Annotated in this window: 29 protein-coding genes; 28 read left to right on the plus strand and 1 reads right to left on the minus strand. The window is 32.3% G+C overall.

Going from position 1 to position 21,486, the window contains the following annotated elements; genetic code table 11:
• Nucleotides 1-339: 339 nt before the first annotated feature.
• From EK417_RS15490 to EK417_RS15550, 14 genes are all read left to right on the plus strand, one after another.
• Nucleotides 340-864: a hypothetical protein gene (locus EK417_RS15490; RefSeq protein ID WP_136522650.1), complete on the plus strand. Its 525-nt coding sequence runs from the start codon at nucleotides 340-342 to the stop codon at nucleotides 862-864.
• Between the two features lie 264 nt (nucleotides 865-1,128).
• On the plus strand, nucleotides 1,129-1,659 hold the full coding sequence (locus EK417_RS15495) for a carboxymuconolactone decarboxylase family protein (protein ID WP_076595060.1): 531 nt from the start codon (nucleotides 1,129-1,131) through the stop codon (nucleotides 1,657-1,659).
• Between the two features lie 57 nt (nucleotides 1,660-1,716).
• Complete coding sequence (locus EK417_RS15500) at nucleotides 1,717-1,872, plus strand: DUF1348 family protein (protein WP_228457947.1); 156 nt, start codon at nucleotides 1,717-1,719, stop codon at nucleotides 1,870-1,872.
• A 37-nt stretch (nucleotides 1,873-1,909) separates the two neighbouring features.
• Nucleotides 1,910-2,791, plus strand: a complete 882-nt coding sequence (locus tag EK417_RS15505) for a helix-turn-helix domain-containing protein (protein WP_110367958.1) — start codon at nucleotides 1,910-1,912, stop codon at nucleotides 2,789-2,791.
• A gap of 448 nt (nucleotides 2,792-3,239) precedes the next feature.
• Nucleotides 3,240-3,950, plus strand: a complete 711-nt coding sequence (locus EK417_RS15510) for an exonuclease/endonuclease/phosphatase family protein (protein ID WP_136522651.1) — start codon at nucleotides 3,240-3,242, stop codon at nucleotides 3,948-3,950.
• A 460-nt stretch (nucleotides 3,951-4,410) separates the two neighbouring features.
• A complete protein-coding gene (locus tag EK417_RS15515) occupies nucleotides 4,411-4,824 on the plus strand; it encodes a phenolic acid decarboxylase (protein ID WP_136522652.1) in 414 nt (137 codons plus the stop codon).
• Between the two features lie 235 nt (nucleotides 4,825-5,059).
• The gene (locus tag EK417_RS15520) at nucleotides 5,060-5,758 is read left to right on the plus strand and encodes a DUF4386 domain-containing protein (RefSeq protein WP_136522653.1); all 699 of its coding nucleotides are present in this window, start codon (nucleotides 5,060-5,062) and stop codon (nucleotides 5,756-5,758) included.
• Between the two features lie 233 nt (nucleotides 5,759-5,991).
• Entirely contained in the window at nucleotides 5,992-6,399 is a 408-nt protein-coding gene (locus tag EK417_RS15525; RefSeq protein ID WP_076595052.1) for a helix-turn-helix transcriptional regulator, read from the plus strand.
• Between the two features lie 19 nt (nucleotides 6,400-6,418).
• Entirely contained in the window at nucleotides 6,419-6,574 is a 156-nt protein-coding gene (locus tag EK417_RS21425) for a hypothetical protein (protein ID WP_228457948.1), read from the plus strand.
• Nucleotides 6,575-6,583: 9 nt separating this feature from the next.
• Nucleotides 6,584-6,868 carry a hypothetical protein gene (locus tag EK417_RS21430; protein WP_228457949.1) on the plus strand — a complete coding sequence of 95 codons (285 nt, stop codon included), beginning with the start codon at nucleotides 6,584-6,586 and terminating at the stop codon, nucleotides 6,866-6,868.
• 52 nt (nucleotides 6,869-6,920) lie between these two features.
• A complete protein-coding gene (locus EK417_RS15535) occupies nucleotides 6,921-7,490 on the plus strand; it encodes a hypothetical protein (RefSeq protein WP_136522654.1) in 570 nt (189 codons plus the stop codon).
• 43 nt (nucleotides 7,491-7,533) lie between these two features.
• Complete coding sequence (locus EK417_RS15540; RefSeq protein WP_136522655.1) at nucleotides 7,534-8,166, plus strand: tetratricopeptide repeat protein; 633 nt, start codon at nucleotides 7,534-7,536, stop codon at nucleotides 8,164-8,166.
• Between the two features lie 69 nt (nucleotides 8,167-8,235).
• Complete coding sequence (locus EK417_RS15545; RefSeq protein WP_076595048.1) at nucleotides 8,236-8,796, plus strand: hypothetical protein; 561 nt, start codon at nucleotides 8,236-8,238, stop codon at nucleotides 8,794-8,796.
• 336 nt (nucleotides 8,797-9,132) lie between these two features.
• The gene (locus EK417_RS15550) at nucleotides 9,133-9,774 is read left to right on the plus strand and encodes a hypothetical protein (RefSeq protein WP_136522656.1); all 642 of its coding nucleotides are present in this window, start codon (nucleotides 9,133-9,135) and stop codon (nucleotides 9,772-9,774) included.
• 228 nt (nucleotides 9,775-10,002) lie between these two features.
• On the opposite strand, the gene EK417_RS15555 is transcribed toward EK417_RS15550, so the two are convergent.
• Entirely contained in the window at nucleotides 10,003-10,431 is a 429-nt protein-coding gene (locus tag EK417_RS15555) for a CBS domain-containing protein (protein ID WP_076595046.1), read from the minus strand.
• A 424-nt stretch (nucleotides 10,432-10,855) separates the two neighbouring features.
• Between EK417_RS15555 and EK417_RS15560 the strand changes: the two genes are divergently transcribed.
• From EK417_RS15560 to EK417_RS15625, 14 genes are all read left to right on the plus strand, one after another.
• On the plus strand, nucleotides 10,856-12,031 hold the full coding sequence (locus EK417_RS15560) for a T9SS C-terminal target domain-containing protein (RefSeq protein WP_168802008.1): 1,176 nt from the start codon (nucleotides 10,856-10,858) through the stop codon (nucleotides 12,029-12,031).
• A gap of 19 nt (nucleotides 12,032-12,050) precedes the next feature.
• Nucleotides 12,051-12,461, plus strand: a complete 411-nt coding sequence (locus EK417_RS15565; protein ID WP_076595044.1) for an SMI1/KNR4 family protein — start codon at nucleotides 12,051-12,053, stop codon at nucleotides 12,459-12,461.
• A 92-nt stretch (nucleotides 12,462-12,553) separates the two neighbouring features.
• Nucleotides 12,554-13,213, plus strand: a complete 660-nt coding sequence (locus EK417_RS15570) for a DUF2461 domain-containing protein (RefSeq protein ID WP_136522658.1) — start codon at nucleotides 12,554-12,556, stop codon at nucleotides 13,211-13,213.
• An 84-nt stretch (nucleotides 13,214-13,297) separates the two neighbouring features.
• The gene (locus EK417_RS15575; RefSeq protein WP_136522659.1) at nucleotides 13,298-13,774 is read left to right on the plus strand and encodes a hypothetical protein; all 477 of its coding nucleotides are present in this window, start codon (nucleotides 13,298-13,300) and stop codon (nucleotides 13,772-13,774) included.
• A gap of 59 nt (nucleotides 13,775-13,833) precedes the next feature.
• The gene (locus tag EK417_RS15580) at nucleotides 13,834-14,802 is read left to right on the plus strand and encodes a hypothetical protein (protein ID WP_136522660.1); all 969 of its coding nucleotides are present in this window, start codon (nucleotides 13,834-13,836) and stop codon (nucleotides 14,800-14,802) included.
• A 68-nt stretch (nucleotides 14,803-14,870) separates the two neighbouring features.
• The gene (locus EK417_RS15585; protein ID WP_136522661.1) at nucleotides 14,871-15,512 is read left to right on the plus strand and encodes a hypothetical protein; all 642 of its coding nucleotides are present in this window, start codon (nucleotides 14,871-14,873) and stop codon (nucleotides 15,510-15,512) included.
• Nucleotides 15,513-15,581: 69 nt separating this feature from the next.
• A complete protein-coding gene (locus tag EK417_RS15590; protein ID WP_076595039.1) occupies nucleotides 15,582-16,124 on the plus strand; it encodes a hypothetical protein in 543 nt (180 codons plus the stop codon).
• 61 nt (nucleotides 16,125-16,185) lie between these two features.
• Complete coding sequence (locus EK417_RS15595) at nucleotides 16,186-16,545, plus strand: hypothetical protein (protein ID WP_076595038.1); 360 nt, start codon at nucleotides 16,186-16,188, stop codon at nucleotides 16,543-16,545.
• 1 nt (nucleotide 16,546) lies between these two features.
• On the plus strand, nucleotides 16,547-17,062 hold the full coding sequence (locus EK417_RS15600) for a hypothetical protein (RefSeq protein WP_136522662.1): 516 nt from the start codon (nucleotides 16,547-16,549) through the stop codon (nucleotides 17,060-17,062).
• A gap of 12 nt (nucleotides 17,063-17,074) precedes the next feature.
• Nucleotides 17,075-17,578, plus strand: coding sequence for a hypothetical protein (locus EK417_RS15605; RefSeq protein ID WP_136522663.1), 504 nt, complete (start codon nucleotides 17,075-17,077; stop codon nucleotides 17,576-17,578).
• A gap of 3 nt (nucleotides 17,579-17,581) precedes the next feature.
• A complete protein-coding gene (locus tag EK417_RS15610) occupies nucleotides 17,582-18,361 on the plus strand; it encodes a hypothetical protein (protein WP_136522664.1) in 780 nt (259 codons plus the stop codon).
• Nucleotides 18,362-18,460: 99 nt separating this feature from the next.
• Nucleotides 18,461-20,071: a serine hydrolase gene (locus EK417_RS15615; RefSeq protein ID WP_136522665.1), complete on the plus strand. Its 1,611-nt coding sequence runs from the start codon at nucleotides 18,461-18,463 to the stop codon at nucleotides 20,069-20,071.
• 130 nt (nucleotides 20,072-20,201) lie between these two features.
• Nucleotides 20,202-20,585, plus strand: a complete 384-nt coding sequence (locus EK417_RS15620; protein WP_136522666.1) for a 5-carboxymethyl-2-hydroxymuconate Delta-isomerase — start codon at nucleotides 20,202-20,204, stop codon at nucleotides 20,583-20,585.
• Between the two features lie 32 nt (nucleotides 20,586-20,617).
• Nucleotides 20,618-21,121: a DinB family protein gene (locus tag EK417_RS15625; protein ID WP_136522667.1), complete on the plus strand. Its 504-nt coding sequence runs from the start codon at nucleotides 20,618-20,620 to the stop codon at nucleotides 21,119-21,121.
• Nucleotides 21,122-21,486 lie beyond the last annotated feature (365 nt).

Below are 21,486 nucleotides of genomic sequence, written 5' to 3' on the forward strand. Positions count from 1 at the left end.
GTAATTTTTAGGAACGAGACGATAAGCTAGAAGCTCACGACCTAGGCGTGGGCTCTCTTATCTGTTCCCAGGTATACCAGTGCCTCAATGGCAGATATTGTAGAGTCTCATGCCGTTTTTATTTTCATGCTGTTCTGCTTTTCTACAATCATTTTTTTCTAAGCCTGCTTTACCACATAAAGTATCATGATACGGTACAATGGGGTGTAAAATCCATTGCGGCTTTCGGGCTTTCAGAAAAACACAAATTCTATCATATTACCCTTGGTTCGTATGGGCAGGAAGTTCAGGCATTGCCGGGGCTTCCTCCTTTACAACCAGTAAAAAAAACACAAAAACATGACAAAAACCCAATCAGATATTCAACCCCAGCCCGGGAAAAGCCAAAAAAAACATGGCGGCTTACAGCGGATGGAGACCTTCTTCCGGTTCAATGATCTGGAAACCTCCAAAAAGAAACTCAACAGCATTATGAATCATGCCATAAAAAGAAATAGCCGGATCAACGAAGATCCGTCCGTTATCTATCACTTTCACCAGTGTATGCAGTCGTTTGTACAGGCTGGCTATCTCATGGCACTGAAGGAAAAGAAACAGTCCTTCAATATTCATGTTGAAGAGGTCTCCCCGCCAATTCTTGGCTTGCTGTCTGAGAAAGAATACCAAAATCCTCTGCTGGTCTTTAAAAAAGCATTCAGAGAATACAGCGTACAGGAATTTAATTATTTTTTGTCCGGGATGGTTTATTTCTCCCTCAGGGTTTACCACAACCTGCCGGAAAGGAATATCATCAGTCCGTACCTCCATCTGACCAAAATGCTGGATGCAGCGTACCTTATTCTTGAAAGAAGAGGAAAGCAGTAAAGCTTTAAAAATTAAATTGAAAATGGTTTTGACGGTATTCGGATCAGATTTAAACTCAACTTCGTTTGTTATTTTAAATAGCACATTGTATATTAGTGCCGCGGGTAAATTTGGATATTATGTATCATTCTATGAAAGCATACAAGATAAACACCATACCAAAAAAATTGTCCATCTAATTGCGTTGTCTGTCCATTTTATAAGCACCTAAGGAGTTGCACCTTTGTATTGTCAATAACGACAATAATTTAAAAAAATAAAAAGATGACAGTATTCACAGTTCCAACAAGAGAAGAAGTAGCCCCGGCTAATCAAGCAATTTTTGACAATCTGAATAAAGCTTTAGGTTTTGTACCCAATCTGTATGCCACTATTGCTTATTCCAAAAATGGTTTGGAAAGATTTTTGACCTATCAAAATGCCAGGACATCACTTTCAAACAAAGAAAAAGAAGCCGTAAATTTAATTGTAAGCCAAATAAATGGCTGCATATACTGCCAAAGTGCTCATTTAGTATTAGGCAAAATGAATGGGTTTAATGAGGAACAATTAGCTGAAATCAGACACGGCAAATCCTCTGACAGCAAGCTGAATGCATTGGTTGCATTAGCTGCCGATATTACGGAGAACAGAGGTAACGCAAGCGAAAAAAATGTAGATGCTTTTTTTTCAGCGGGATATACCAAAGAAAATTTAGTTGACCTAATCCTACAGGTAAGCGATAAAACAGCTATGAACTATTTGCACAATCTTACCAAAGTCCCTGTAGATTTTCCTTTAGCTCCAACAATTTAAAATGAATACATTTGCGAACTAGCTGTAAAGCCGGTTCGCAAATTTTAAACAAACAGGATGGAAAATATAAAACAACACCTGCCATTATCACCTTGTACCCCAGAAACAGCTCTTCAAAAAGTACAATTGGCAGAAAATGCATGGAATATCCAAGACCCGGAAAGAATATCCAAGGCTTACCCTATAAATGGCCGAAAGAAAATCGGCTATTGATGAAAAAAACAGAAAACCAAAGTAATCTTACCTATATATGATGAGTTCAGATACCTATACTTTGATTAATCCGCAAACGGGAAACTTAGCATTTAAAGTTTTTTCGTTGAACGGCAGCAGCCATTTCGACCATATTCAGCGACTTAATTATTACTCATTGATTTGGATAAAAAATGGGAAAGGAATTGCAAAATCTGATTTTTCGGAATACGATTTCAGACCAAGTACTTTGTTTGCATTTTCGCCATACCAACCTTTTATGTTTCAAACCGATGAGCACATACAAGGCGTTGTAATAAATTTTCATCCCGATTTTTTTTGCATTCACAAGCATCAGCAAGAGGTAGCCTGTAATGGTGTATTGTTTAATAATATATACAATCCGCCATTGGTAGATGTTGATGAAAATGCAAACAATACCTTTAACATGTTGCTGGAGCAGATAACAGCTGAAATGCAAAACCCTGCATTGGCTCAATATGAATTATTGGTTTCTTATTTAAAAATATTTCTAATTACTGCATCCAGGCTAAAAGCCGAACAACAAACCGAAATCCAAATGAATCCTAAAGAATACAAAGAACCTTTTATCCTTCAAAATCTTAAAAATTATATCGAAATCCATTTTAAAACCAAGCATTCGGCTAGTGATTATGCAGACTTGCTGAATATATCAACTAAAGTATTAGCTAAAATTACTAAGACCCATTTTAATAAAACACTCACTGATTTAATTTCCGAGAGAATAATTATAGAAGCCAAAAGAGAACTGTATTTAACAAACAAAGCGGTTAAAGAAATTGCCTATGAGCTGGGCTATGCAGATGAATACTATTTTAGCAGATTTTTTAAAAACAATACCGATATTTCACCGCAAGCGTACAGAAATACGGTTGGCTTTGGAAGAGCAATGGTGTAACACAACCTCTTTATCTGATAGGTTAATAAATATAAAGCCTAACTCTCGTCAGAGTTTCTCAACTGTATGAAGCCGAACAATTCCTGAGGATGAATTTCTAAACCTTCAAAAACTTACTCGTATCCGGAATACTTTTAACAACGGAATGTGTGATCACTGAAGTGAAAAAAGACAAACCAGCTATGCCAATGGGTGGTGAAATGCCAGGAATGATGTAACGGTCAGCGACCGAGACAGATTAATATACTAACCGTACTGCTTTTTGTGGAGCGGTTTTTTGTTTTATGGTTTACCGTAACAGCATTTCACTTTAATCGTTTAATTTAGTGACAATTCCAACAAAACGAAATAAAATCGACATTTACCGATTATAACAAATCAAATCCCATAATTTCATTGGTTTTTATTTCAATAAAACTAACTAAAACAGCTAAAGACGACGAAAAAAATGAAAATAATCACGTGGAATTGTAACATGGCTTTTCGTAAAAAAGGAGAATTTATTATAACAGAAGAACCTGATATACTCATAGTTCCTGAATGTGAAAACCAAGAACGCCTTTTAATTGGACATTATACAAAGCAACCAACTGATATTTTTTGGTATGGAGACAATCCTAATAAAGGAATTGGAGTTTTTTCATTTAATGAATTTAAAATTAAATTACTAGACATTCATAACTCTGACTTCAGATACGTTTTACCATTATCAATTTATAATGACAAAGTCTGCTTCACAGTTTTTGCAATATGGGCACAGAAACCAGAAAAACATAGCTGCTATACAGAACAAATTTGGAACGCAGTTCATTTTTATAGTAATTTATTAGATAATGATAATGTAATTCTTGCAGGTGATTTTAATAGTAATTCAATTTGGGATAAACCAAACAGAATTTACAACCATACCAATCTTGTTAACTACTTAAAGACCAAAAATATTATAAGTACTTATCATCATTTCCATAATCAGGCTCAAGGGCAGGAAAAGCATAATACTCTGTTCATGCATCGAAAAATTAACAAACCATATCATATCGACTTTTGTTTTGCCTCCTTAAATCTTATTGATAAATTAGAAAATGTTGTGATAGGCACTTATGAAAAATGGACAAAATATAGCGATCATAAGCCGTTAATAGTAAAGATTAACTTATAGTATAAAAATCACCCCATTAAAAAATCCAAAGTGCAAAAACTTAAATCGTAAAAAATCACGAGTACGTTCAAATGCTTTAAGTAGGAATTATTGCCCCAACTAAAGTAACAAGAGTTGCCCTTGAAAAAGCAACTTCTTTATCCGGAATACTTTTAACAACGGAATGTGTGATCACTGAAGTAAAGAACGCTGAGCCAGCTATACCCATGGATGCCGGAATGTAAGTAATGATATAACGGTCAGCGACCGAGACAGATTAATATACTAACCGTACTGCTTTTTGTGGAGCGGTTTTTTATTTGGATTATAGTTTTCTGTAAGGAAATAGTATATTTAAATTTTAATTTAATGATTACCCAATCAAAACAACATTAGTGCAACTATATATTGTATATTGGCAATGTGCAAATTTGGATGTTGTATACAAGCTTAAACCGAAAAATCCTTAAATATCGAAACTATGAAACAAATATTATTTTTTTTACTGACAATTTCAATTTTCTTAACTTCTTGTGATGAAAAGAAACAATCTAAAATGGAGAAGCAAGTATTAAATAAAACAGAATTAAAAGACATAATTGGCAAAACATACGAATTCAATTACTCAGACAAATATGTGTATCATATAAAATTTGAATCGGATTCTACAGTTAACTGGAAATTAGTAAAAGGAGAATTTCCGGGAGCAAGAGAAGAAACTGACAAGTATATTTCTACTCAAATAAGTGAAAATGTGCTTTTTGTTTCCTGGGTTGAAAAAAGTGGATTGGGATATTGTAATATAATGGACTTTAACACAAATAATTTGACAACTCACGCAAGACAAGATAATTCTGTTTTTGTTAATCCCGGTAAATTTAAGGAAGTCAAATAAAGCCTGCATATAAAAAGAGTTTTGTGTCAGGCGGACTGAAATGCAAAACTCAACGGCAGTTTTTCAATTGAACTTTAGTAATCTTATCAGCTATTGTACTTTGATTTCCCACCCGAGCGCAAAGCCCAAACCGTTAAGCCAGTCAGGAAAGCAACCTCCCAACTCAATATAACGAAAAATAAATTTAACTGAAAATTATAAAAAATAACAATCACAAATTTACATTCTCCACAAAATGATCTCAAATAAAAATTTAGCAAGAACTGCAGGCTTTTGCTACTTGATTGTAATAGCTACAGGGCTATTTTCAGAAGTTTTCGTAAGACAGGCATTAAGGGTGTCAAACGATGCATTAACAACGGCTCACAATATTCAGACTAATGAAATGCTTTTTCGTTGGGGGTTTGTGGCTGACCTAATCAATTTTGTAGTGGGCATACCCACAATATTGATAATTTATCATTTTTTTAAAAAATCAAATAAAATTATACTGCAAATCGCTTTAGCATTGGTTATTATCCAAACAGCAATTATTGCAGTCAATCTATTAAATCAAATCACACCATTATTACTATTAAGCAATGACACTTACTTGAATACTTTTCAGCAAAACCAACTCGCAACACTTGCTCTTTTGTCCTTAAATATTCAGGCACAAGGTTATGGAATTGGTTTAGTATTTTTTGGATTTTACTGTATATTAATTGGATATGTAATTTTTAAAACAAATGCCATCCCAAAAATTATTGGATTAGCTTATGCAATAGCAGGAATATGCTACTTGATCAATAATTTTACAATGCTTCTGTCAAAAGGATTTGTAAATCCTTTGTTCATTTACCTTGCAATTCCGATTTTTTTAGGAGAACTATCTCTTTGTTTGTGGTTACTCATAAAAGGTATCGACATATCAAAACTAGAAAACAACAGATGAAAATCAATACACTTGAAAATACCCGAACCATTATACCAAAAATGAGAAGGGCTTGAAACCCGAAACAATACTTTTGAAGACATTTTGTAAGTTTCCCTGATTTCCACAATAAAATAAGTAATACGAAGTCTCCTGACTTCGTATTTTTATAATCTTCTCATCTAAAATACCCCACTCTCGCATTTTCTATCCCCCAACTTTTACCTATATTTGTTTCTATAACGTACACAAATATGCAAAACAAAAAAATACATCAGGGGAGAAATATCAAGCGTTTTCGGGAGATGCTGGGCATCAAGCAGGAGGCTTTGGCTTTTGATCTTGGTGAAGACTGGAACCAGAAGAAGATTTCGCTTTTGGAGCAGAAAGAAACTATTGAAGATCTTTTGTTGCAAAAGATTTCCGAAGTGTTGAAAATTCCGGTGGAAGCTTTTCAGAATTTTGATGAAGAGCAGGCAATTAATATTATTTCTAACACTTTCGATAATTGTCAGCAACCAGCTTCTATTTTCTATAATTCTACACTTAACCCTGTAGATCAATTGATTAAAGTACACGAAGAAAAAATTGCGCTCTACGAAAGAATGCTGAAAGAAAAAGATGAGATGATGACCAGGCTGGAGCAGCTGATACAGAAATAAAAAACAAAAACCACCCTTTATGAAACTCTATACTTTCATAGCAGTACTACTTTTGCTATCCTTCAGTTGTGCAAAAAAAGACAAATACAGTGTCGGCCAGGAATGGAATTACAAAACGCGTCCCACAGAAAAAAGCTCCACCCTTAAAATTTTAAAGATTGAAGAATATCCTTAAACCGGAAAAGTGATCCATATTTCCATCAGTGGTTTGAAGATGAAAAATCCTGCCAGCCCTACAGGGTATGCAGAAAACCTCAGCCATCTTCCCATATCGGAAGAAGCTTTGAACAAAAGTGTCACCAGTCTGAAAAAGGAGACTTACAAAAACCCTGACTCCCTTGAAATGGATGGATATTCTTACTGGAAAAAAGAGTTTGATAATGGAAATGCCGGGATATTTACCATTCAAGTTTCTGAGATTATAAGTACCATGGAAAAATCTATTGTTGCAGGGGATTATACTAAATAAAATTCGATACTTCAATACCTTTTTTCACCTATATAATCGCAACAACATATTAATGAAATCAAGAATTCTCTTTCTTCTTATGATTCTAATTTCTTATAGCTGCTCACTAAATAAATATGGCAATGTTCCTGTTAGAAATGAAATTGATCTTTCCTTTAAAAGCTTTAATGAAATTAAAAATGAAGAAGTTGATAAAGAATCAAAAGATATTACTCTTGGATATTTTTGGGGAATTGGAGAAGATATTTATCCCGCTTTTCAAAAATATAAGTTTGAAATTCCCAGATCATATCAACGAAACGAAAACAACTTCATTCTTAAAGTAGATTATTTTTTCACCAAAGATAAGCAAGTCAAATTCAAGTCTTATGAATGGAATGAAAATGAAAAAATTGAAACTTCGAATGAAATGTTTAACGAAAAATTCCACGAAATAAAAAAATATATAACTGAAAATCTTGGAAAACCATCCCTTGAAATATATGAAGATTTAGAAAAATCTAAAGAAGAAACGGTAAGGGATGATGTAAAATGGCAAAGTAAAAATTTGAACGCCTACTTATTTCGTTTCAGAGGAAAAGGTGGATTTGATCAAATACGTTTGGCAATTTATTGTGATTAAGAATATTGTTATGAACAGAAAAACATTAATAAAATAGCTATACATGAAAAAAAAATTACTATTTGGAATATTGTTCTCTGTTTCAATTTCTTTTCACATTAAAGCTCAGGATTTTTTACAAAAATTTGAAAAGGAATTTTGCACTTGTTTATCTGGTAAAACAAATTATACTGATGAAACATTTAAAACTTGTTCCTATGAAGTAATGTCAAAACTTCAGAAAGATTTTGAAAACTTCCATAACAGCACAGCTAACAAAAACAGAAATGATTTCATGAAAGACCTTATGATCAGATTAATAAATAATTGTGATCCTTTCTATATTCATATGGCTGATTTAAAGAAAACAGGAATGGACAAGTTTAGAAATGATTACAAAGAAATAAGTATCGATTCTCTAAAAAATAAATTTACTGAAACAAAGCTCTTAGCTGATTATTGGGAAATAGCCAACTGGTATTTTGCCCATAATGAAAATGAACAGGCTGAAAGGATGTATAAAGAAATTTTAAAAAATGAACCTGATCAAGTAGAAGCTGCTTATATGTTAGGTGCTCTTTATGATGAATTGGGAAAATACAAAGAGGCAAAGGTATTATATGACAAAGTGTATGAAAGTACAGGAAATATACAGTATAGATTATATTCGGAAATGGACTTGAAAAAGGTAAAATAATAATTACGTAATTCAGAAATAAAATTGGTATAAGTACTTCACTAATTCCATTTCATTCAACATAAAATAATGGATTTTATAACCAAAGATGAAAATGATGATTCTACTTTCATTGCCAACTGTGAAAAAATCATCAGAAAATATGTTCAGCTCTGGAAACCAAGAGAATTATTTATTACCGGTGTAAATAATATTTTTGATAGCAGATGGGCAACTGAAGAAGAAAAATTATTTTCTTTTTGGAGTCATGGTAATGAACTCAGAATATCTCTTTTTCACCCTAATATTATTTCTTCTACTTCTATTTATCAGGACTCTTACAGAGGCTATTACATTCCATGTAAGATTTCAGATTATATAAAAAAAAGAAAAGAAGGAGAATACCGTCTGTTTGAAGTACATTACTCTCCACTAAAACAATATTACTTTCCTGCCATCAATAATGGGCTTTTGGTTTGGTATAGTAAAAATTCATTAATTGATAATAAAGGTACTTTAATGTTTCATTATACCAACGGTATGGAAATTAAAATCCTGCATGTGACTTTGAGTAAAAGTGAAAACTGGAATGTTTCTGATTCATTTGGTATTTCAAAATCCGAAAGTCAGGAAATAATTAACAATAATTAAATGTAGCTACCGTACTATTGTATCCTGTGGCTTAGTTTTTTTTATATTATTGAAATGTTTAATTTATAATACTATAACCACACGAAGGATTCGTGCGGTAGCAGTGGGCATCTATGACAAACTACCAGAAAGGGACATTATAAGCCCATATATTCATCTGATCAAAATACTTGAAGCAGCGTACCTTCTTCTTGCAAGGAAAGGGAAAAAATAAAACCTATTCTAAAAGAACAATTTTTGTTCAAATGCTCTCTATTCAAATTTGAACTTATAGATACTCTCATGTTAATTTAATATTCTAGATTTGGATGTTTGTAACAAAAAAACAAATTAAGAATGAAAGTTAATTGCAACAAATGTAAAAATGAAGTTATTACCATAACCTTTTCTGAAGAACAAAAGCTTGATCTTTATATTTTGATGCAATACGATTTAAAAGTATTTACTGAAAAAAAAATAATTGACGAATTCAATTTAGACAAAAAAGAAGCAAAAATTATTATTCAACATTTAAACAATAGAAACGGCAGATGTGCAGAATGTGAATTTGAAAAATTGAATGGAGAATATATTGAGTGTCCAAATTGTGGTGCTTTTAATTATAATCTTAATGAACCAATGTTTAATTTAGAGTTTTGCAGTCATTTAGAATGGTCTCTGGATTTTAACAACATTGAAAATGAAAAGATAAAATATTATGCTAAGAATTTTTGGTGTGATGGTGTAAGTCATTTACCGGAAGACACAAAATCTTTACTGTATCATAATATTGAAAACAACAAGCAAATCATAACAAAAGCCTGGATTGGATATGGTGGCAATGAAATTTATGAAATGAAAATCAAGTTTGGGGAAAAAGCTATAGAAAATTATAAAAATAATAAAAGTTTAATCGAATGCATTCCAGGAAATAATGAAAATCCGAATTGGATAAAGTTATTTATGGAAGATAAAAAGATTGAAATTCAATTAAAATAATAACTGTTGCTAACATGATTTTATATTATTAGAATTTTTAATTTATAATATGATAACCACACGAAGGATTCGTGCAGCAGCGGGGAACATTCAACAGCCTCTAAAAAAATAAGAACCCCGAAGTCCGGACTTCGGGGTTCTTATACCTATGCAATTTTCAATTACTCTGAATTTGGAAAATTTAAGGAACTCAGTATAAATGGGCATTTAAAGTGAATACTGATCCATTTAATACTGCTGCAATAAATACTTTAAAATATCTGTAGTAGTTACAATACCTTTTAGGTCACCATTTTCTACCACCGGAACAGAATGAAAACTATGTTCGGATAAAATCTCTGCTACCTCTTTTATGGTAGTATCAGGATTTACAGTGAGAGGAGCTTTTGTCATCACCTGCGAAATAGTAAATACGTCGTATACCACTGCTGACACAGGAACATCTTCCGCATCATCCGATTGTTCTACATCCGCATAGCTGATTTTTAATAGATCACTATAACTTAATACTCCTAATAACTTTTGATTTTCTACAACCGGAATATGCCTGATTTTATTTTTTTTAAATAAACTTTCAGCCTCATACAATGATTGTGTAAGATTAAGTGTAATCAGTTCTTTGGTCATAATTTGGGAAATTGGAACTCTTTGTTTCATACCATTTTTGTTTAGATTATTGTGAAAATTAACAATGAAAAACGAACCCTAAATCCCTTTTTCATACTCAAAGTTAGCGAAGAAACACCCGCCTTATCATACAATTACGGCTGATATTTATCAATTTTTCCCGTTGTATGATATGTTAAATATCATGGTTGCATTTTTGTGATTTTTTAAAGGATTTTCTAATTTTAATAAATCATTTTCAATACCTTACCAAAAATCAACCTGTTTTTTCCATGCAGGCAAAGCAGATCTTGATGCTGCCGGAAAATATCTCTGCCTGACCAAAAGCATATGGTAATTCTCTTCAACTTTTTCCTATCTTTAAACCACAAATATTCGCTTAAAACCGGTATTAAAAACAAACCTGAATCACTGAAAGAAAGTTAAACAGAATCCAACACTGAAACGCATGCCATTGAAAACAAAATTATTATTCCTGTCATTTTTAAGTTCACTGCTCGCCCATGCACAAACGCTTAACTTTAAAAGTCTCGCCAATATGTCTGTGGGCAGAGGTGCTGCAACCAGTATCATTGTGGATGATAATATCTATGTGATCAATGGATATCTGGCAAGCGGAGGTAACGCCAATTATATTGAAAAATATAATATTACGGATAATAAATGGAGTGTTCTCACTGCTACTCTCAGTCCCAAAAAATTTGCTAATTCGGAGACTTACAATAATAAAATTTATATTTTTAACGGTTGGGGAAACAGCCATCTTGAAATTGTAGACCTTGCCACGCATAAGGTAACGAAAGGAGCTGTTAACCGTTCCTATACAGGAAATGCAGGTTCTGCTATTCATAATGGCAAAATATATGTGTTTGGTGGCAGCGGCCTAAACGGTGCTGCAACTACTGTATTTTCTAACAGATTCCAATATTACGATATTGTTTCCAATACATGGCATCCATTACCTAATATGCCCACCGCCAGAGAAGCAAAAGGCAAAATAGTGAACGATAAGCTTTATGTTATTGGTGGTTTTAACGGCACCTCATCCCGCCTGATCAATGTTTATGACCTCAACACCAATCTGTGGACCGATCAATTTACGATGCCTGCCGGGATATCCGGACATTCATTAGCCGTATCCGGTGATAAGATTTTTATTGCCGGAGGTTACAATAATCAGACTTTTCTGGCCTATTTTGATACAACAACCCATAAATTCCATCAGCTATCATCCAATATGATTCCCCGAAGACACGCCGCAGCAGAGGTATATAATAATAAATTATACATCCTCGGCGGAAGTACAACGTCTATAACGAAATCAGCTATTAAAAGTATACAGGCAGCCGATATTACTGAGAATGCCCTCTCTTCAGATACAGCCAGTGAAGATCATGAAACTAAAACAAGAGTGTATACCAATGCACAAAGAGATGGCTTTATCATCAGCAATAAAAATAACAGCAATCAATTTGAATTTACCGTTTACTCTTTAGATGGAAGGGAAATAAGTAAAGGTTTTGCTTACTATAATAAAACGATAGATTTATCCAGAGTAAAACCCGGAAACTATATTTTCAGTTTTAAAAATGAGAAAGGGGTTTTACAGCAGATTAAAATTTACAGATAATATCTCCTAAATATTCTTAATGATACATCTCCGAATTGATAAAATTAAAGAGAAATGGGCAAGTGAAAATATAAAGCTTAGCCCACCCGCAACACGGAAAGCTATAAAAGTATTCGAAGAAATCATTGATTTTCATTTTTCTGATGATTTTAAAGAATTTTATTTAAATCTGGATGGATTTGCAGATTGGGACTGGACAAAAAATATGTTTTCTATCTGGCCACTAGCAAGAATTCTGGAGGAATATCATAATGAAAATGATAAGAGTTTCATTGTATTTGCAGACTATATGATTAACGCGCATCATATCGGTTTTGTAAAAGGGAAAAACGGGATATTTAAAAATACAGATGAAATGCCTGTGAAGATAGCAAATACTTTTTCTGAAGCAATCTTTCTTATCCATATAGATGCAGATATTCTGTATTGAGATCAATTACTTACAGATAAACATTCTGTAGGATCAACTTTGTCACTTATTTTATTTTGACTTATCATTAAATAAAAAATTCCTACACTTTTATGAAAAAAGCATTTGAATTTCTCACCCATTTAAAAGAAAATAACAATCGGGAATGGTTTGTTCAACACAAATCTGAATACGATACTATTGTAAAGGAAAATAAAGTTTTATTTACCCAGATCTATCATGAGCTTCAGGAACATGATCAGCTTAAAGGAATCCATATTTTCAGGATTTACAATGATGTTCGTTTTTCTAAAGACAAGACACCCTATAAAACCAATTTCGGCGTTGGATATTCGCGGTCGAAACCCATGCTGAGAGGCGGATATTATATTCAGCTGGAACCCGGCAACAGTTTTGTAGGAGGCGGTTTTTGGGGTCCGGAAGCCAAAGATTTACTTCGTATCCGTAAAGAATTTGAAATCAGCAGCTCAGAAATTGAAAAAATTATCTCAGATAAGACTTTTATACAATATTTTGGAGAACTCAAAGGTGATGCTGTAAAAACAGCACCTCGTGGGTTTGATAAAAATCATCCGTCTATAGATTTAATCCGGAAAAAGCAATTTGTTGTAATGCGGAAATTTACAGACAAGGAGGTTTTATCAGACAATTTTCAAAAAGAAGCACTGCAAACCTTACTTGCCATGAGACCTTTTTTTGATTATATGAGTGAAATTCTGACCACGGATTTGAACGGAGAGCCTTTATTTTAAAAAGTCATGAAAAAAATGCTCTTATTCATTTTTACCTCTTTCATAATATTTGGTTGTTCTAAGAATTCTCAGAAAACAAAATCCATGGATTTTCGCAGTTTTAAACTTCAGGCTCCTAAAGACTGGAGCAAGTTGAAACTGGGTACATATGATAGTAATGCCGGAATTATCATTACAAAAAATAATGATTCGATTTTTTATGATTACGGACCTTATTCCTATTCATTAGAAGAAAATGTCACGATTATTAACAGAAAAGATTTCAACAAACTTCTAGCAGTGAATCCAAAGGCTGATACAACACAATTTATTGTCATTGATAAAAATGTAAATAGAGAAGATTTTGTCAAAAGTAAAATAACCTATAAAAAAATTGATGGGTACAAGGTAAAAATATTAGAGCCCAAACAAGTGGGAAAAGGAATAACAGGATTTTATATTGACAGCCTCAAGACTGGACCAATAGGAAAAATCAGATTCAATCTATATGGTACAAATCTGAAAAAAGAAAGTCAGGTAGAACTTTTAAAAGCAATTCATACATTACAGTTTACACAATAATATTCAGGACACAGAAAAAATCAGATTTCCTTTTTTTATGTTACCCAATTAAAAAAAACATGAAAATAAAAATTCTTCTCATTTTTTTATTCTTCGTCAATGCTGTCAAAGCACAAATCACGGAGAAAATAACCATTCCCAATGGCATAGTTTATCATTATGCAGATGATAAAATCAACGAAAAAGTAAAAAAATTACTTACCGAAAGCCTTACCAATACCAACAGTTATGATGTACTGGGAAATAATTTAATTATAGGACCAACTCTGTGGAAAAGATTTAAAAATATAGAAAACTTAAAAAGTATTCCTAATAGTTTGATTTTCTATATAGATGATGTGGAAATTGAGGGGAAAATGGCCAAGAAACCGGATGACTCAAAAAAGATATGGAATGAATTTAAGAAAGAAGTTTCTGGAAATTATCAGATTAGAAAAGCCAATGAAGATGAATTAAAATACTATTGGTCTACCATTTCATTTGACATCGAAGAGCCTTTATTCATTCTGCAAACCGAAAACCAGCGTTATATTTTAAACTTTCTGAAAAAAAATCAGACATTATTCTGGCTTGATGAGTTCCCGTATAAAAACTCTTACAATAATCCTATTGATAACGGAACCTATACAACGGAAGGAACAATTAAAACCTATAAAAATGGCAATGAAGTGTATGTTACCGATAAAGGAAACAGAGAAACTAAACTGGAAAAGGTCATATTTTTGACCGGTGATTCTGAATTAAAGGCGAATTCTTCCATTGAGGATATTAAGTCTGTTATTGACAAAACCAACAAGATATTTGAGAAATTGTTTAAAAATTCCAAAAGGGAAGGAAAAATAATGGTCCAATTTGAATTAGGAAAAAAGAAAAATGACATTCAGTTTGCAGTTAAAGATGATCTGGATCTGGAAATTATGAAAGAATTCGAAAAACAGGTAAATGAAGAAAAATATCCGAATTCTAAAAAAGATACCATCAAGTTCCAGCTGCTTTATAAGGTTAATTCTTACAGCGAAACCGAATAAACTTTCTTTTTATTCTATTTTCGCTATCTACTTATTTGTAATTTAGCCGCTGAGAAAAAACAAAACCCATGAAACTGTATATTTTATTTGCTCTTCTTTTTATTTCCAGCATAGTAACAGCACAAGAAAAAGAATATCCATCCATCAAAAAAGGAGATTTTCCGGAAGGCATTTATATGACTTTGGAAGATGTTTTAAATAAAAAGCCTTCTTCAACCGAAGAGGTCTATTTCAAATCCTGCCAGAAATGTGATTCTCTTGATCTGCCGGAAAAAGCATTCTTTTATTTCAAACAAAAAAATAAAAGAGTAAAAATTCCATTAGCTGTTTCGCATAAAGGAGAAATGTATTTTCAGACTTATCGGAAATATACCAACAAGAAAGACAATGGCTATGATCCTGACCAGTATTCAAGATTCTGCAAAGTTTTAAACTATGGAAGATTCATTTATTTTGAAGAAAACATGAAAGGCTTATGGTCCAAGGCTTTTTGGGGAGCATTAAGTCCTCTTACCTACTCTATCAATGGGAAAACCAAAGGAATTGTTTTAGATTTAGACAATAAAGAATTTAATATTCTGCAAAATTGTGATGATTTAAATGATTTCTTATCCAAGCACGATATTCCTGAATTCCAATGTAATTCAGAAACCTTTACCATTGGAGATTTGAGAACAAAAATTGAAGAAATCAATTTGCCTTATCGATAAGCTGATGTTGACAATATATTGAAAGCTGTTCCGTTACAAGAGCGGCTTTATTTGTTTAAAATTTAACCTATGAAAAAAGCATTATTATTCATTCTACCCTTTATATTCAATCTTCTTACTGCTCAGAACAATGACAATATATGTAAATACTTATCTGAAAACCTTAAAGAAAAACCTTTAGAATGTATTGATAAATCGACCTTTAAAGAAAACAATGAAGTATATCAGTTTTTCAAATGGTCTGCATTTCGAGATAATCATTTACTCAGGATAGAAAAAAAAGGACACAAATATATTCTTGTCAAAAAGAAAATATATACAAGTGAATACGATCAGAAGACAGGTGAAAAAAGAAATTCATTGTTTACCATTCTTGTACAGAAAAATTTAACTCAAAAACAATATGTACAATTCATGAAATTACTATCTGAAAATCATTTTTGGCTCAATAACAATTATGATGTTCCTTCAAATTGTACAGACGGAAATGGAATATTTATTTATGCAATGAAGAAAAACAGTCTGTTAAAAATGAGCAATGGCAATTGCGCCCCTCATAATGAATATCTGAATGATCTGTATCAAAAAATAACCGAACTATTTAATGTATAGAATAATAAAAACATCAAATTGAAAACGATATCATGAACAAAGAAATTATTTCTTTATTGAAATGAAAAATCAAAGCTTTACTCCAAAGATAATCTGTCATATTCTTCTTTATATCCTGCTTTTCTTTTGTATATGTTGTACAGAAAAAATAAAGGAGGACAACCGTTTTGTTGCCTATCAGGTAAATCCTGAGAAACAAAATATACGGTTGTATTGGAAAAATAATAAAGGGGAAATTCTGAAAAGTCTTGATCATCTGAAGAATGATGTTCAGGCTAAACAAGAAAAATTAGTATTCGCTATGAACGGAGGTATGTTTGAGCCAGATAACTCTCCAAAAGGGCTGTATATTGAAAATTCTAAAATTACAGAAAAGAAAATCCGTTATCAGTTCAAAGGGAAGTACTTTAAAAAAATATAACATGAAAAAAATCATTGCAGCTACATCCCTGGTATTAGTTCTTACACTTTACAACTACCCTGTTTATGATGACAAAAAAATAACATTTGCTATTATTTTTCTTTGTTTTGTTGTTCTTGTATTTTCCATTGCTAAACTCTATTCTCTTGAAGAAAAAGGTTATGATACATTTGAAAAGGAAATGGATAGCCTGCATACATTTGATGGTATCTTTCAATACACAAAAGATGGATTTTATTTCAAGCAAAATAAGGAAACAGAGTTTATAAAATGGGATGAAATAATATCTGTATATTCTTTCATTATTCCGTCTCCGTTTGATAAAAAACAATCCGGACTGGAAATAATCACCAATGAAAAATGTTATGAATTTGATCATAAGGTAACCCCAGGAATAGTAAAATTAACAGATCAACTTTCCTCGAATCTTCCTACCTGGGAACTGGATTCGCTATCGGTTAGGATTAATAATTTCGGGCTTGAGAAAACAAAGTTATATGAAAAAAGACTTGCTTAAAGATTGATAATTATGCCCATCACCATTAAAATAAAAAATAAAACCAACTGGGTTGTAACCATTATATTGGGCTTAGGATTGCTCCTACTTACTTTTATTATCCTGATTATTATTTCTCTTACAAGCCTTCAGGAGCAAAGTTTCTTTTTTATTTTATATTATATTTCATTTACAGCTCCCTTTGCAGCATTTTTTATACTATTCTTGTATATCTGGTTATGGAATACCTTTGGAAAAACAATACTTATTATTGAGCCAGAACAAATAACAGTACGATATAAAAACAAGTTATTTGCAAGCCCAAAAATTTATGTAAAAAAAGAAATTGATCAGATTCAGATAAAAGATTTTCAGATAAAAAAATATAAATTCGGGGTTCGCTATCACTTTTCTCTGAGTGGCTCAACCTATTCTGTTGTTTTTATACAAAATCGCAACGAAATAAGAGTTATAGATTGGATCACCAACACCAAAGCTTATGAAATAACAGATGAAATAAAAAAAATGTGGTATTAAAAAATGTATAATCCAACCCGAAGAAATAGAAATATTGGCACAAAAAAACAGGGACATGGCCAAAATAATAAATTGACAATTTCCTCTCCTTATGGAGATCTCAAATCTTTTTATGAAAAGCTCACTGATTATCGAAAAGAAGTACGGCTTATCAACAATCATGAATTTGTATTTATAATTGAAAATACCCGTAAAAATTCAATGCATTCTTGCTCCATCAATGACATTCAAAAAATTATAGAAAATATCCCTGCAAATGATTATGGAGAATTAAAGTATATCATTTTAAGGCAGCCCAAAAGAAAGGAAGAAATACTTTCGCCAGTGTGGGGAAGATTAATTTATAGTTACAATTTCGAAAATGAATATTTTCCCGCCATCATTCTAGACGCTATTGATTTGAAAAAACAATTATCATGGCCAAAGAAACAGACAATAGAAAATCAACAGGAATTTGAAAGGTTAAAAACAGATGGTCATACTTTTACGGAAACAAAAAGAAATTTCATAGCAGAATTCCAACCTCAAAATATTAGAAATACTCAGCTTTATAGAACTTTGCCACATGAATTTGGACATTATGTTCATTATTTGGAAGTTGTTGAGAGACCAGGATACAAAGATAATGAAAAAGATATGGATGGTGATGCATGTGACGAAAGAATGGATCTTTATTTCCGGATTCCCAAAAATGAAAAAGAAAAATTTGCTCACACTTACTCAGAGAAATTTAAAAACAAACTTATCGATGAAAATAAAATTCCTTTTGATCCACTAGATTAAAAAACTTGAAGGAAAACTTACGAAAATACAGTTGTAAATATTTTTTAAAACCCCATGTAATATCATCACACTTAAAAGTGTCTTATTTAAAAAAATTACATGAAACCTATTCTCACCTGTATCGTTTTAATGCTTGCGGTACATCCTCTTTTTTCACAAAAATCCAAAAAACTGAAACAGTTATTTTCAACATATGAAAAAGCAGGATTGTTCAGTGGTTCTGTTTTGATTGCTGAAAAAGGAAAAATTATTTTTGAAAATAGCTACGGCTATAGAAATGCTCCTAAAAAAGAGAAAAATACCAATAACAGTCTTTACAGAGTTTTCTCCACCACAAAAATGTTCACGACAACTGTTATTTTTCAGTTAGAAGAACAGGGAAAATTATCTTTAAACGACAAACTTTCCAAATACTATCCTGACTTTCCAAAAGGTGACAGCATTACCATTGCCCAGCTGCTTTCCCACACTTCAGGAATTCCCAATGATACCAACTCTGAATACACGATAGATGAAGAAACATTTTTAAAATATATTGCTGCAAAACCTTTGAATTTCTCCCCTGGTAAGGATTGGGATTACTCCAATTCCGGGTATTATATTCTCGGCTATATCATTAGGAAAGTTACAGGTCTGAATTATGATCAGGTCATAGAAAATAATATCCTGAAACCTCTGAAAATGAATCATAGTGGATTCAATTTCAATAATGTAACGGATGAAAACAAGGCATTTGGATATGAATTTTTATCAGCTAAAAGGTCTAACGAAGCATTGCGCTTCAAAACCGATCATCCTTTTGCTGCCGGAGCGATGTATTCTACGGTAGAAGATCTTTTTAAATTTAATGAAGCGTTAAAAAACTATACCCTTTTTAAAAAAGAGACCACAGAAAAAGCTTTTACACCTTATCTTAAAGATCACTATGGCTTAGGTTTCCAGATCTCTACAACTTTTGATAAAAAAAGGGTTGGCCATGATGGTGGCGGACCTGGTTACAGAAGCCGATATTACAGAGTTCTGGATGATGATATTTGTGTGATTGTAATTTCCAATTCAGAACTTTCGCACTCCGATTTTATTATTCCTCAGGTAGAAAAAATACTGTACAATAAACCATATAGCATTCCGGCCATTGCAAAAGTGAGTGCCGAGGATTTAAAAAAGCTGGAAGGTGTTTATTCCACAGAAAATTCAAATTTTTATATCACCAGTAACGATGGACAACTTGTTTTCAAAGAAGGCAGCTATCCAAGAAATGCCTTATTGCCAAAAAGCAAAACATCTTTTCAGCTGGATGAAAAATTCACCTGTACGTTCCAACCGGATCAAAATGGAAAAATAAATACCGTTGTTATTCATTTCTGGGACGGAACTGTAAAAACGGCGAAAAGAAATACCAATACTCTTACGTGGGGAATTATTGGAAACGCCACTCCAAACGGTTGGGAAGGAAAAGATATTCCGTTACAGACAGATCTTAAAAATCCGAATATTTATTTTCTGAAAAACTATACATTGAAAAAAGGTAATTTAAAATTCAGGTTTAATAATGACTGGGGATACAGCCTTGGTCTGAATAATGATAATAAAAGTATTGCCTTTGATGCTTATGATTTCCCAATCCATGAAGATGGAATTTATGATATTGTTCTTGACATGACCAACGCCATAATACCACAATACAGCATCCAAAAATCGAATCCGTAAAATCACATTCATAAAGTAAAAAATACACATTTTCAAACCATTCTGTTTAAGAGTGGTTTTTTATTTTAACTATTCATTAATATTTTTATTATTTTTATCTCACACAAAATCAAACCACAAAATATAGTCTATGCCTCATTTTATTATAGATTGTTCACAGGATATTCTTCAGCGGAGAATTCCCGATGAATTGATGGATGCCGTTTACGGAGTGGCTGGCGCTACTGGTTTGTTTGCTCCCAATGATATCAAAATAAGAATCCAGCCTTATCAGTATTACAGATTAAGAGAAGGCAAAAAAAATTTTCTTCATGTATTCGGGTACATCATGCAGGGACGAAATACAGAACAAAAAGCCAGTCTGTCAAAACAAATCAGTATCCGGCTTTCAGAATTGCTGCCTGATATTTCTTTTCTTTCTGTAAACATTAGTGATTTTGAAGCAGCAACCTACAGCAACAAAGCACTCATCAATCCTGAAAACATTAATAAAGACCGGCATTTCGGATTATAGCACATTCTTAAAACCTACAAAATATTAATACTATGAGCCTAAAAACATTAGTCAACAAAAGCGTACAGTACAACAACTGGGTAGTCAATAAATACATTGACTGGTTATCCACAAAGTCTGACGAACAGCTGAATCAGGAGACAATCTCCAGTTTCCCGACTATCTTAAAAACCCTGCATCATATCTGGCAGACCCAGGAATACTGGTGGAGTCATATTTCAGAGAATAATGATTTTGATTTTACCCAAACGACAGAAACCAGCAGTAAAGAAGATATTTTTAATGCGATAAAAAACAATTCTCAAAAACTGGTGGATTATGTGGAAAGCTTATCTGAAGAAGATCTTGCAAAAAATGTAAAGATAGAATCCCAATGGTTTCAGTGCAATTTTTCAAAATACGAATATATCCAGCATGCTATTCTTCACGGAACATATCACAGAGGACAAATTGTAACAATGGGAAGAAATATCGGAATCACGGATGCACCCATGACCGATTTTAATTTCTGGAATATTTACAAAGAGCAGCAATAAAACCAATCAATTTGTGGATAAGTCTGATAAAGAATTTCACATCATCAACTTAAATACTATTAAATTACTGATTTAAAACAATTTAAATCAAAAACAAACCGTTATCCACATATCAAAATATCTGTGGATAACTTTTCATCCTTGAATATACCCCTGTGGATAAATTATGGATAACTTTTTAATGAATTAAAAAGTTATCCATAATCACCTGTATTTCTTTAATTTACAATAAATATAAATTTTCGCAAAATTTCCATAATACAAGATCATGTTGATAAGTTTTGTGGATAACTTATCCGCATTTTTAGAGTGAGTTTCCATTTATCTGCGGTAACAATTCTTATATGATCACTGCGATTTGTAAA

This window comes from Chryseobacterium candidae (genome assembly GCF_004916905.1).
Taxonomy (GTDB): Bacteria; Bacteroidota; Bacteroidia; order Flavobacteriales; family Weeksellaceae; genus Chryseobacterium; species Chryseobacterium candidae.

Bases quoted from the DNA above. Each gene is read 5' to 3' on its own strand.
- EK417_RS15490 (WP_136522650.1), top strand. From the start codon at position 340: ATGACAAAAACCCAATCAGATATTCAACCCCAGCCCGGGAAAAGCCAA.
- EK417_RS15495 (WP_076595060.1), top strand. From the start codon at position 1,129: ATGACAGTATTCACAGTTCCAACAAGAGAAGAAGTAGCCCCGGCTAAT.
- EK417_RS15500 (WP_228457947.1), top strand. From the start codon at position 1,717: ATGGAAAATATAAAACAACACCTGCCATTATCACCTTGTACCCCAGAA.
- EK417_RS15505 (WP_110367958.1), top strand. From the start codon at position 1,910: ATGATGAGTTCAGATACCTATACTTTGATTAATCCGCAAACGGGAAAC.
- EK417_RS15510 (WP_136522651.1), top strand. From the start codon at position 3,240: ATGAAAATAATCACGTGGAATTGTAACATGGCTTTTCGTAAAAAAGGA.
- EK417_RS15515 (WP_136522652.1), top strand. From the start codon at position 4,411: ATGAAACAAATATTATTTTTTTTACTGACAATTTCAATTTTCTTAACT.
- EK417_RS15520 (WP_136522653.1), top strand. From the start codon at position 5,060: ATGATCTCAAATAAAAATTTAGCAAGAACTGCAGGCTTTTGCTACTTG.
- EK417_RS15525 (WP_076595052.1), top strand. From the start codon at position 5,992: ATGCAAAACAAAAAAATACATCAGGGGAGAAATATCAAGCGTTTTCGG.
- EK417_RS21425 (WP_228457948.1), top strand. From the start codon at position 6,419: ATGAAACTCTATACTTTCATAGCAGTACTACTTTTGCTATCCTTCAGT.
- EK417_RS15535 (WP_136522654.1), top strand. From the start codon at position 6,921: ATGAAATCAAGAATTCTCTTTCTTCTTATGATTCTAATTTCTTATAGC.
- EK417_RS15540 (WP_136522655.1), top strand. From the start codon at position 7,534: ATGAAAAAAAAATTACTATTTGGAATATTGTTCTCTGTTTCAATTTCT.
- EK417_RS15545 (WP_076595048.1), top strand. From the start codon at position 8,236: ATGGATTTTATAACCAAAGATGAAAATGATGATTCTACTTTCATTGCC.
- EK417_RS15550 (WP_136522656.1), top strand. From the start codon at position 9,133: ATGAAAGTTAATTGCAACAAATGTAAAAATGAAGTTATTACCATAACC.
- EK417_RS15555 (WP_076595046.1), bottom strand. From the start codon at position 10,431: ATGAAACAAAGAGTTCCAATTTCCCAAATTATGACCAAAGAACTGATT.
- EK417_RS15565 (WP_076595044.1), top strand. From the start codon at position 12,051: ATGATACATCTCCGAATTGATAAAATTAAAGAGAAATGGGCAAGTGAA.
- EK417_RS15570 (WP_136522658.1), top strand. From the start codon at position 12,554: ATGAAAAAAGCATTTGAATTTCTCACCCATTTAAAAGAAAATAACAAT.
- EK417_RS15575 (WP_136522659.1), top strand. From the start codon at position 13,298: ATGGATTTTCGCAGTTTTAAACTTCAGGCTCCTAAAGACTGGAGCAAG.
- EK417_RS15580 (WP_136522660.1), top strand. From the start codon at position 13,834: ATGAAAATAAAAATTCTTCTCATTTTTTTATTCTTCGTCAATGCTGTC.
- EK417_RS15585 (WP_136522661.1), top strand. From the start codon at position 14,871: ATGAAACTGTATATTTTATTTGCTCTTCTTTTTATTTCCAGCATAGTA.
- EK417_RS15590 (WP_076595039.1), top strand. From the start codon at position 15,582: ATGAAAAAAGCATTATTATTCATTCTACCCTTTATATTCAATCTTCTT.
- EK417_RS15595 (WP_076595038.1), top strand. From the start codon at position 16,186: ATGAAAAATCAAAGCTTTACTCCAAAGATAATCTGTCATATTCTTCTT.
- EK417_RS15600 (WP_136522662.1), top strand. From the start codon at position 16,547: ATGAAAAAAATCATTGCAGCTACATCCCTGGTATTAGTTCTTACACTT.
- EK417_RS15605 (WP_136522663.1), top strand. From the start codon at position 17,075: ATGCCCATCACCATTAAAATAAAAAATAAAACCAACTGGGTTGTAACC.
- EK417_RS15610 (WP_136522664.1), top strand. From the start codon at position 17,582: ATGTATAATCCAACCCGAAGAAATAGAAATATTGGCACAAAAAAACAG.
- EK417_RS15615 (WP_136522665.1), top strand. From the start codon at position 18,461: ATGAAACCTATTCTCACCTGTATCGTTTTAATGCTTGCGGTACATCCT.
- EK417_RS15620 (WP_136522666.1), top strand. From the start codon at position 20,202: ATGCCTCATTTTATTATAGATTGTTCACAGGATATTCTTCAGCGGAGA.
- EK417_RS15625 (WP_136522667.1), top strand. From the start codon at position 20,618: ATGAGCCTAAAAACATTAGTCAACAAAAGCGTACAGTACAACAACTGG.